We start from the raw sequence: 10,455 nt of genomic DNA, 5'->3' as shown, positions 1-10,455 counted from the left end.
CAATGAATGTATATCTTAGGTATCTAAAAAACGCGGCCTAATAGACTGAAAATAATGGGAAGCAAAATTAACAAAAAATTTGTCTAGTTTTTTCAGTCCACTATAACATACCTACCATAGCGTAAGCATATATCCCTTTTTGACTTAATAAAAGTATATTTTTGTGCATAATAATTCAATAAAAATGTAAAATATAATTGGTTGATAGTGGACTTAAATTCCAAAGACTAGAAGTATAGATAAAAACTTTTAAATATAAATATATTTAATATATTAAGTAATGCTTTTTGTTTATTATTAATTAATGAACCCTATATTAGCCTTCTAGTTTAACCAATGCTAAGTTAAAACAAATAACCAAAAAATCCAAAACATTAGGGGTATAATCTACTTGTGTCCAACATGTATCCGACATTCCGCACTAAAAAAGTTTTTTTAAATAAATAATTATGTAATTTTAAGTTTTAAGTTTAAGTGAGTAGAGCGACAGCCTCCTTACGTTGGCTGGCCGCCCCCTCGTTAGAGCCCATCGTGCCCTATTAAGGCAATGGAGTGAGTAGAGCGACAGCCTCCTTTCGTTGGCTGCCACCCCCTCGTTAGAACCCATCGTGCCTTATTAAGGCAATGGGCTCAAGATAATATTCATTCACATGGTATTTGAAAATAGCCATGTTATCTTTATAAAGAGAGGTGTCCACGTTGCTTGAAAATTCTGATGTTTCCATTGTGGGTGGTGGTACAAATATATGATGAAATAAACATTTGATATTCAGTGAATTTTATTTCATTTGATAAAAATGGATTAATTTTTTTCAAGTAAATAGATTACAGTAAAGATGTTCTGAATGACTAATTAACGTAGATATAGTAAATAATGGCTTTAACAAAGACAAAAAACAGAACTATTTATGTAAAAAAAATCAATATAATACTCATTTACAGAATAAAAATACAATAACTGGCTTGAGCAACTTAGTATCATATATTTAAACCACCACCGCTTTGTGTTCTTGACACACTAAACTACCACTGTAATTTTTTGCAAAACAAAGTTAATGTTTTTAACTCTTAATGACTTAAGTTATTTCTGATTATATGTAAACTTTCTTGATACTGCTTTACATCTACTCCAAATTCATGCAAAAAATTTAATCCCTCGTCACTATCTATATTTTTATAGGAAGCATAAGAGTCCTTATAAATAACTTTTTTTATCCCTGTGCTATATATCATTCTAGAACAAGGCAAACATGGAGAAAGGGTAACATAAAGGGAAGCATCTTGTACACTTACTTGATTTATTAAAGCATAAAGAATGGCATTTTGTTCTGCATGAATAGCTAGGGAGCAACTACCTTTGAGATTTCTAGCACAACCAGTTTTAGGCCATACTTCATCGCAATTATATGTACCTGCCGGAGGGCCGTTATATCCTATAGAAATGACGCGTGTATCCTTTGTTAATACAGCACCTACTTGCTTTTTAACACAATGTGAACGTTGGCCTAACTGAATGGCCAATGACATAAAAATATCATCAAATTCAGGTTTCTTTTTCATAAATTTTTACTATGCCACCCATTGGTATTGAAAAAATCTACCAACATTAATGTAAACAAAAGCTGTAGAAAGGGCTACTTTAATACATCACGATACCAAAAAATTGTACCATACGCAATCTATACTACAAATCGTTTAACTTTTTAGTATTTCACTTTACAAACTCTTGTACTAAAGCAAAAATACGAAGAAAAGAGGAACAGTATGATATACAAAAACAAAAAACTTTAACATTTATCTGAAAGTTATTTTTAATTTCATACGGAATTATTACACAATCTTGAAAACAGTTTAATGCTTTTTAAAAAAAATCTATATATATTTACAGTAAATACTGCTTAATTATTCCCTGTATGCAAGGAAATGTTGTTAAAAGCAACAAACAAAGTATTCGTCTGTGGTGTCTTTTTTTTTGTTTTTGATTTATTAAAATATTAATAATGTCCCATATTGGAAAAATCATTCAAGTTATAGGTCCGGTAGTGGATGTACGTTTTGATGAAGAGACTGCATTACCCAATATATTAAATGCACTACATACTACAACCCCTTCAGGAAAGAAAATTACACTTGAATGCCAGCAACATCTTGGAGAACACTGTATCCGAGCAATTGTTATGGAAAGTACAGAAGGGCTTGCTCGAGGGTTAGAAGTAGTAGACTCAGGAGTTCCTATTCAAGTACCTGTAGGCGATGTAGTACGGGGACGTCTTTTCAATGTAGTAGGCGATGCTATAGATGGAATAGAACAGCCTAAAAGCGACAAAAAACTTCCCATTCATAGACCTGCCCCAGCTTTTGATCAGCTTACTTCTACAACAGAGATCCTCTACACTGGTATTAAGGTAATTGATTTACTTGCTCCTTATGTTAAGGGTGGTAAGATTGGATTATTTGGCGGAGCAGGTGTTGGTAAAACAGTTTTAATTATGGAACTGATTGACAATATTGCCAAATCTTATAATGGCCTTTCCGTCTTTGCTGGTGTAGGAGAAAGAACACGTGAGGGTAATGATCTTTTACGAGAAATGATCGAGGCTGGTGTTATTAATTATGGAGAAAAATTTATGCATTCTATGCACCAAGGGGATTGGGATCTTAGTAGTGTAGATTATGAAGCATTAAAAACGTCTCAGGCCACGCTTGTATTTGGTCAGATGAATGAATCTCCTGGAGCAAGGGCAAGAGTTGCACTTACAGGACTTTCGATTGCGGAACATTTTCGTGATAGTGGAGAAGATGAAGCAGGAAAAGATATACTCTTTTTTATCGATAATATTTTTCGTTTTACGCAAGCTGGTGCAGAAATTTCTGCCTTACTAGGCAGAATGCCCTCTGCTGTAGGTTACCAACCCACTCTGGCTACAGAAATGGGTGCCATGCAAGAAAGGATTACTTCTGTAAAAAATGGTTCTATTACCTCTGTTCAAGCAGTATATGTGCCAGCAGATGACTTAACAGATCCTGCTCCTGCTACTACATTCACTCACTTAGACACTACAACAGTACTTTCTAGAAAAATAGCAGCACTTGGCATTTATCCTGCAGTAGATCCTTTAGATTCATCTTCTAGGGCACTCAATCCAGAACTATTGGGCCATGAACATTATGAAACAGCTCAAAAGGTAAAAAAAATGCTTCAACGCTACAAGGAACTTCAGGATATTATAGCCATTTTAGGTATGGATGAGCTATCTGAAGAAGATACACTAACTGTTTACCGTGCAAGAAAAGTACAACGATTCTTATCTCAACCGTTTAACGTTGCAGAAAGATTTACAGGGATTAAAGGACAACACGTTTCTATAGGGGATACCATAAAGGGATTTAAGATGATCATTGATGGAGAAGTAGACCATCTTCCTGAAATGGCATTCAATTTAGTCGGTAATATCGAACAGGCAATTAACAAAGGAGAAAAGCTACTTTCTGAAAAGAATTAAAGTTTGGCAATAACCTAGCCAAAATAACCTCAAGATCTTTGGTAACTTTTAAAAGAATCTTGGCCACAGCCATAGGATGGGTATATAATAAGGTTCTCCAGACTTACGTCTTGTTAGCCCATGTGCCTTTTTAATAAAGGAAATAAATTTGATTTCTTGTCGTTGTAGTATCAACTGGGCTATTTGCGCTTACACACCAACCATCAATAAACTTGTGATTCGAAAAAATAAATTGGTTTATGCTTATTAACATGCGATAAAAAAATAGAAATTAACTTTGGAAGTATTTTATATACTCCTTTTTGAATGGCAGAAATTTCATGAAATGAAAATCTAATGTGTTATTCTTTGTTAATAAGTTTACTTAAGTCTTTTGTTACAACGTTAAAAATCATATTAAGCTCTTGATAAGATGTTAAATCGTCTTCCCAATGACACTCTAAACAACCTAAAAAATCTGCTACAACCACGATTAGTCCAGTTTCTTCAAAAAATTCTCGAACAAGACATTGGTGAAGATTTTCACCAATTTCTAACGTTCCTCCTGGCAAGAAATAAAATAGCCCTTTTGTATGTTCGCATAGAAGAATCTTCCCATCTGATTCCAATATGCCCCTTACTTTAACAATTTGTTTTCTATTCATTGAAAAAATCTAAAAATTTTGTAGCAAAATGTCAGGTACAAATAACCATATCCACAAAATTAAGCATTATTGCCTATTCTGCGAAAATCCTGACTACCATTCCTTAATAAGAAAATATACTAAAGTAAAGAAAATAATGCTTGTCATAAAACTTTGGGATAGTTTACCAGTTTTATACATCATACAAGCAGCCAAAGCGATTGTCAAAATAGTAATAATTATAATAGATTCAGAAATAGCATATATGCAAATAATAGTCACCACTTTTTAACAAAGGCTTAGTACGATACTATGCCCTCTTTTAAGCAAAAGTGTATGAAAAACACGTAAAAACAGTAATATAGCCGACATTTCGACAAAATTTTTAGATTTTTTCTTCTTGGTTGGATCAATGTCAATTGATAGCATTAAAACTATTAAATACTATTTCAAAATCAGCTATATTCTATATATTTTTAATCCCGAACTCACGTTTTATTAGATACTTTTTTGAATAAAAAGTGATAAAAAACTTGCATTCTATCTATATATTTTTTATGTTTCCTGCACATAACTTATATGTATTTCTGTCCTACAGGTAGAACATTTGAATTTTTATACCAAACTGGTGCCATAGAACCTACTACAATATCATGTTAAAATCATTTAAATCATCTTACTTTATAAGCTTTATCCTTATTTATATTGTAAGTTTTGGTGAAGAATTTGCTTCTGTTACCTATGCATTTGCTTTAGTAAAAGGAGAGCGTATGTCTGATATTTCTATGATTATGATGGCCTATCTCATTGGAGGCATGCTATCAACACCATGTTCTATATATCTTTTAGATAGGGTTTCATTATTCACACTCTTATGTGCGATTTTTTTGTTATCTGGTATCACTATTATTGTAACCAGTTATTTTATACATTCTTATGTTACTTATATCGTATCATTACTTTTAGGATTATTTGCTGCTTTATTTTGGTCTACATTAGCCATCATTGTGGCAAATATTTTTGAAAAAAATCAGTTACAGTGGGTGAATAAAGTTACGCATTCTATAAGGAATATAGGTTATGTAGCAAGTCCATCATTGGCTGGTTTTGTGAATAATTATTTTGACCCTAAACCAGTTTTGTGTATGACAGGGGGGATATTTTTACTAGGTATACCGATGCTTTATGCACTTTTACCCAGTTATAAGGATGTTTTAAGCGCTACTTCCAAACAGAAAGAAAAAACGGGAGAAGGTAGTTACTTTGTGCATAACCTGGTTGTCTATACGCGCAATTTTTTGCAATTACCTAAAATGAATAAAATAATCTATCCACTTTTTGTAACTATATCTGCTACATCGACATGTAATGTAGCCCTACTTTATTTAGTGGTGAATATACTCCATAGAAGTAAGGCTTTTTATGGATCACTAGGAAGTTTAACCAGTTTAGGTTTAGTTATTGGCCCATTTTTATTTACTTCCTTATTCACAAAAAAAGGCGAACCCTTTGGGGTATGTATAGCAGCATCTGTAATGGGGATTTGTGTATTAGCAAATAGTATATTACATTCTACCTTTTGCTTGAGTGTAATTGCATTAATCTTTGGTATTGCAAATGGCTTGCAAAATACCTTAATGTGGACTTATTTGATGAAAGTAATGCCAGAAAATCAGAGAAATAAAATTATTCCAATCTATATATTCGTACTACAACTAGCTGTTGTTATTGGTTTGTTCGTTAGTGGATGGATACATGTTCAATACACACAAATATTTTTATTATTGAGCGGAACCATTTCAACGCTAGTTGGTGTGTATGGTGCTATTGTAAATTTTTCTTATTCAGGTTCTTTAACTATACATATTGATAAACAAATAAAAAATAGTAATTAAGTTTCGAACTTTTTTGTTTTATCCTGATTTTTCCTTGCCTTCTCTAAAAGTTCTTTGATTTTTTTGTGTTTTTGAGAACCCAATTTTGACAAAAATGCACCCCATTTTGTTAGTGTAGTACCTTCTGGATTGGCTCCGTGATTTAATAACAACGCTACGATTTCTACATGACCATTATGCACTGCTTCTGCAAGTGGGGTGCGTCCGTGACGGTTTTTTGGTTCCAGATCTATAGCTGGATGCTCTAATAATATTTCTACCATGTCTGTAAGACCCCACTCAACTGCTAGACCAAGTGAAGCATCTTTTTCAAAAGTACCATCTTTTTTATTGACATCAGTTCTCTTATCTCTTAATAGTAAACGTACTACATTTAGTTGATTACTGTCACGTCTAAATTCATAACCAATTATACCATTCTGTAATGGTAATAACCCTGTTCTTGCAAGTAGATTTACATCTATATCTTTGTGCGCTAAAAGGATCTTAAGAATAGGTATATAACCATTTCTAATGGCCATATGGAGTGCACCACCAGTAAATGAATTAGGCTGTAATCCATGATCTAAGTTGTTGATATTTGCTTTATATTTCAGCAATAACTTTACCACATCTACATCACATACTTTAGTTGCTATGCTTAGAGGATAGTTATCCATAAGATTAAAGGCAACACGTTTGCGCGGCAAGTTAGGATTCGCACCTTTCTCTAGTAAAAATGCAATAACTTCTAGGTATTTATTTTTATCATTTTCTTTAGCCTTATTTCTACAGAAAATAGCGAAATATAAAATAGATTCTTGTACATAATAGACCGAATCATTTACATCTTGCCATAGCTTTATTTCTGTATTTGCAATGCTTTTTTTATCATCTTTACTATGATAACGATCAAAAATTTCTTTTACTTGCCGTATATCTCCTTTTTTAATGGCTTTAATTCCCTTTTTAGAAAGAGATACGATCTGTTTTTTGCCTACTTGATTATAAGTGGATGTGCTTTTAACACTTCTATTGTGTGCAATGCTTGTACACCTACTTATACCAGTAGTAACCCATACCATGGCTGTAAAGGTGATTATTTTGCAATTATGTTTCATAAATAAAATGTGTTAAATATTCTGAATATAGACCTATTGCATAAGTACTAGGTCCACTTCAGTGGGCTAAAATTCACTCAAAACCCATCTATTATGTACAAATAACTGTGTTTTTATTCTATGTGCTTACGAAACAGGTCTTTAAGATGATTCATTTTAATAACTAGTCTGAATTGGACACAATCTGAGCAGTTGTCCATGAAGAAGTTACTATAGAAAATGAAGTGACCAAAAAGTGCGCACCTACCATCCCTATTCGGTATGGTTGCTCGTTATTAGATTTAGAATCAGTACAACAACATTTTTTTAATTTCGTCGAAAAAGCTGAAATTTGATCAGCCGTTGCACACCAAGTAGAAACTATTTTAGGATGATAATTAGATGTATCAGGAGAAACACTAGTAATAATAATGGCAGCAGTTGTATTGAAAAAAGCAGTCCACATACTGTTAGTCATAGCTTTCTTCTTGTGACGTAATATATGTATTCCAACTGTCATTAAACTTATACCTGCATTAGACCATGTGGTTAATAAATCTGCACGCTGAAAACCCTGTTGCAACTCAAGATATAAGGCAACAGACATTAAAATAACGTAAGTACCAGCCTTGACCAAATTTAAGTGCGTTCCATGATCTCCTCTAAAACCACGATAACCAAGACTATCTTTTTTTCTTATTTTAATAAAAAAAGATTTCAACCCAGCACCCAAGACATTTATAGCAACACCCTTCGCAAATGCTATACTAGCAACAGGTAATTTCTGTTCTACAGAGTTTTCTATAGGTATTCCTATAGGATCATCATCTTTAGCAGAAATGGATTTAATCTTCTGATAATCAATAGTACCATTAATCATCACCTGCTTTATTTCATCCATTTCCGGTAAATAAATCTCGACATTATTAGAATTTAGGTCTTCCAATGAACTGTCATTACGTATAGTTACCAATACAGGAAAAAGTACTTGATTTAAATCAATACCCGTAGGCACTAGTGCTGTATCATTGGATGGTACAGATTACTGCCTGGCTGAGCGGTGCTGAAAGTGCAGATCCTGCTATAAACGCTTTATTTAATCCGATATGTTGCGTAGCTTGCTTCCTGCTACAAGCGCCTAAAACGTAAAATAGTGTAATCCACAAAATGGATATATGCACATGATGTGTTATTTTGTTAATATATTTCATTGTCATTAAAAATTTACATAAAAAAACAACTTAATAACCTTCTGAGAAGGTCTATACCTATAGGGCAAAGTATGTCTAAAAAAACAATCTAGCCTATTTCCACCTGAATCCTTGTATATAAAAAATTTGTATGTGTTGCACATCCTTTGCTCCAATCCTTGTGCAAAATTATGACACCACTACGCTTAAATGGATATATACAAAAGAGGCCCTGTGCAGGAACGCATAGCATTTACGCTGCATGTGATTGATAGATCACCAGCAACGGGAATAACTCTGGATCCTTACTAATAAGGTAATTAACTTACATCAAATATGCAATAGAGCGTTGCATATTTGCATATAATAGTTGGTTTTTGGCTGTGCTTAGGGGGAAGCCCTGGGTGACTCGACATGATGTTGTTATATGGAAATATCATAGAATAACTCGGAGAATTTTCTTGTTTATATAATCAAAAAGGAAAATAAAAAACTAAAAATTTTGTGCGAAATATCAGGTAACGTAAAAAGGATAAAGGATTGTAAGCTTTATTCTCTTTGTCTAGTAACTTCCCGACCACATACATGTTGACGACTACTAATAATAGCATCTTTAGTAGTTTGATTGCCTTCTTCATCGTAGATAGCAAAATCAAATTGTTGTTCAACATTACGCATTGTACTAGAAAAATTAAGTCCTATAAGGACTATATTTTTTTCTTTATAAAGAAACTTCTCTCTATAATCATTGCCTTCTATCTGGCCTAAAGCAGTATGAGCATTTTGATCATGTTTTAATTCAAGTATATAGGTAACATCACTTAATGAATCAATAACAATATCTATTCTACCTCCACTAGTAGCATGTTCACTAAGTGGATTTTAGGAAATTTTAATAATATTGGATCATCCATTTGTCTAAGTTTTCCTTCATCCAATGCGTTTTCATACTTATCAATGGTTAAATATCCCCCTTGAAACATGGCGCCATTCGCCGTTAAATCATCTTCATCGGGTTCTGTTAATGCATACCTAGTAACAGAAATAGGCTTACTAAAATCTTTAATATTTGATTTACTAACTTTTTTAACTAGAAAAGTAAGTGTTCCTGTATTAATCCAATAGTTATTTAGTTCACCGCGTTGCAAGAACATTAGGGTGGATAGTGGATTATATACAGATATCGTATCATCTTCAGGATGAAACTTATAACCATTATACATAGAACGCATTTCTCCAACTAGTACATCGCTACTTATATTTCTTTTTTCTGCTAACTGACTTATTCGTTTATAATAGACAGAATCTTTATTTAAAAGATCTTCTTCTGTATAACCAGCTACAGTCGTATAATCTGGACTAAGTGTAATATCATTTAAGTTATTAGGACCTGAATAAGTATCTCTAAAACAGTAAGAACTAACACCAGTGACAAATTCTAACTTAATTTTATTGTCACCAGAAAGGCTTTTAATAACGGTCAAAAATTCTCGTACAATCAAACGATTTTTTTCTTTTATTTCTGGATCTAATTGGTTAATAAAAGGGGCATCATATTCATCTACCAGTACAACTACTTTAGGTTCGTAACTTTCATCCGTCTTTTTAAGTTCTGTAAATTTTGAAATTAATTTGTTAATCAAATCTTTTAAATAAGTGTTAGGAAGAGTCTTTTTATTAGGCTTTTCCATTTCTATTTCGTATGAATTAGAAATAGTATATAATTCATTTAGAATAGATTCTTTTAATACTTCTGAGTTGTTTTTATCCATCTTAGAAAAATCCATCCTAATGACAGAATATTTCTTCCAATCATAACCAGAATTATAGATATAGCAATCTTGAAATAGCTCTTTATTTCCTTTAGCTATTTCTTCCAATGTGCTAACAAATAAAGACTTCCCAAATCTACGGGGACGGGATAGAAACACAGTAGCTTCTTCTTTAAATAACGTCTCAGCATGTTTTGTTTTATCTACATAATAACCTGAAAGAATTACAGCTTCAATGCTAGATTTACCAATAGGTAAAACGCCTGTGTAGGCTAATTTCTGCCTTTTACTATCAGAACCTATTAATACATCGGTGGTGGTACAAATATATGATGGGATAAAAGACTGACATTGAGGATTTTCCACTATATTTGATAAAAAACGGCTAATTTT

General features: G+C 32.7%; 10 protein-coding genes and 1 pseudogene. 2 read left to right on the top strand and 9 right to left on the bottom strand.

What is annotated here, in order from left to right:
* Positions 1–596: 596 nt before the first annotated feature.
* Together CCPUN_RS04840 and CCPUN_RS03695 are read right to left on the bottom strand one after the other, a co-directional pair.
* Positions 597–725, bottom strand: a complete 129-nt coding sequence (locus tag CCPUN_RS04840; protein WP_255414893.1) for a hypothetical protein — start codon at positions 723–725, stop codon at positions 597–599.
* Positions 726–1,068: 343 nt separating this feature from the next.
* Positions 1,069–1,560, bottom strand: a complete 492-nt coding sequence (locus CCPUN_RS03695) for a deoxycytidylate deaminase (RefSeq protein WP_133282235.1) — start codon at positions 1,558–1,560, stop codon at positions 1,069–1,071.
* A gap of 440 nt (positions 1,561–2,000) precedes the next feature.
* Here CCPUN_RS03695 and atpD point away from each other — a divergent pair, with 440 nt between their 5' ends.
* Positions 2,001–3,503 (top strand): F0F1 ATP synthase subunit beta, encoded by a 1,503-nt coding sequence (atpD, locus tag CCPUN_RS03690; RefSeq protein WP_133282234.1) that lies wholly within the window; start codon positions 2,001–2,003, stop codon positions 3,501–3,503.
* A gap of 341 nt (positions 3,504–3,844) precedes the next feature.
* On the opposite strand, the gene CCPUN_RS03685 is transcribed toward atpD, so the two are convergent.
* Positions 3,845–4,147, bottom strand: a complete 303-nt coding sequence (locus tag CCPUN_RS03685; protein ID WP_133282233.1) for an NUDIX domain-containing protein — start codon at positions 4,145–4,147, stop codon at positions 3,845–3,847.
* A 632-nt stretch (positions 4,148–4,779) separates the two neighbouring features.
* Here CCPUN_RS03685 and CCPUN_RS03680 point away from each other — a divergent pair.
* Entirely contained in the window at positions 4,780–6,021 is a 1,242-nt protein-coding gene (locus CCPUN_RS03680) for an MFS transporter (RefSeq protein ID WP_133282232.1), read from the top strand.
* Here the strand turns inward: CCPUN_RS03680 and CCPUN_RS03675 are convergent.
* From CCPUN_RS03675 to CCPUN_RS03660, 6 genes and pseudogenes are all read right to left on the bottom strand, one after another.
* Positions 6,018–7,121, bottom strand: a complete 1,104-nt coding sequence (locus tag CCPUN_RS03675; RefSeq protein WP_133282231.1) for an ankyrin repeat domain-containing protein — start codon at positions 7,119–7,121, stop codon at positions 6,018–6,020. The genes CCPUN_RS03680 and CCPUN_RS03675 overlap by 4 nt on opposite strands.
* A 163-nt stretch (positions 7,122–7,284) precedes the next feature.
* Positions 7,285–8,115: a hypothetical protein gene (locus tag CCPUN_RS03670; RefSeq protein ID WP_133282230.1), complete on the bottom strand. Its 831-nt coding sequence runs from the start codon at positions 8,113–8,115 to the stop codon at positions 7,285–7,287.
* A 10-nt stretch (positions 8,116–8,125) separates the two neighbouring features.
* A complete protein-coding gene (locus tag CCPUN_RS04745; protein WP_165941941.1) occupies positions 8,126–8,311 on the bottom strand; it encodes a hypothetical protein in 186 nt (61 codons plus the stop codon).
* 528 nt (positions 8,312–8,839) lie between these two features.
* Entirely contained in the window at positions 8,840–8,968 is a 129-nt protein-coding gene (locus CCPUN_RS04835) for a hypothetical protein (RefSeq protein WP_255414892.1), read from the bottom strand.
* 42 nt (positions 8,969–9,010) lie between these two features.
* Positions 9,011–9,124 (bottom strand): annotated as a pseudogene (locus CCPUN_RS04920) (hypothetical protein); the annotation flags it as partial.
* Positions 9,125–9,132: 8 nt separating this feature from the next.
* On the bottom strand, positions 9,133–10,455 hold a 1,323-nt coding region (locus CCPUN_RS03660; protein WP_204594654.1), incomplete at its 5' end, for an AAA family ATPase.

The sequence above is a fragment of the Cardinium endosymbiont of Culicoides punctatus genome (genome assembly GCF_004354815.1).
GTDB lineage: Bacteria > Bacteroidota > Bacteroidia > Cytophagales > Amoebophilaceae > Cardinium.
The sequence above is the reverse complement of the archived record's forward strand: the minus strand, read 5'-3'. Positions and strand labels throughout refer to the sequence as shown.

Coding starts and splice junctions, on each gene's coding strand:
- CCPUN_RS04840 (WP_255414893.1), bottom strand. CDS start 725: ATGGAAACATCAGAATTTTCAAGCAACGTGGACACCTCTCTTTATAAA.
- CCPUN_RS03685 (WP_133282233.1), bottom strand. CDS start 4,147: ATGAATAGAAAACAAATTGTTAAAGTAAGGGGCATATTGGAATCAGAT.
- CCPUN_RS03675 (WP_133282231.1), bottom strand. CDS start 7,121: ATGAAACATAATTGCAAAATAATCACCTTTACAGCCATGGTATGGGTT.
- CCPUN_RS03680 (WP_133282232.1), top strand. CDS start 4,780: ATGTTAAAATCATTTAAATCATCTTACTTTATAAGCTTTATCCTTATT.
- CCPUN_RS04745 (WP_165941941.1), bottom strand. CDS start 8,311: ATGAAATATATTAACAAAATAACACATCATGTGCATATATCCATTTTG.
- atpD (WP_133282234.1), top strand. CDS start 2,001: ATGTCCCATATTGGAAAAATCATTCAAGTTATAGGTCCGGTAGTGGAT.
- CCPUN_RS03695 (WP_133282235.1), bottom strand. CDS start 1,560: ATGAAAAAGAAACCTGAATTTGATGATATTTTTATGTCATTGGCCATT.
- CCPUN_RS04835 (WP_255414892.1), bottom strand. CDS start 8,968: ATGCGTAATGTTGAACAACAATTTGATTTTGCTATCTACGATGAAGAA.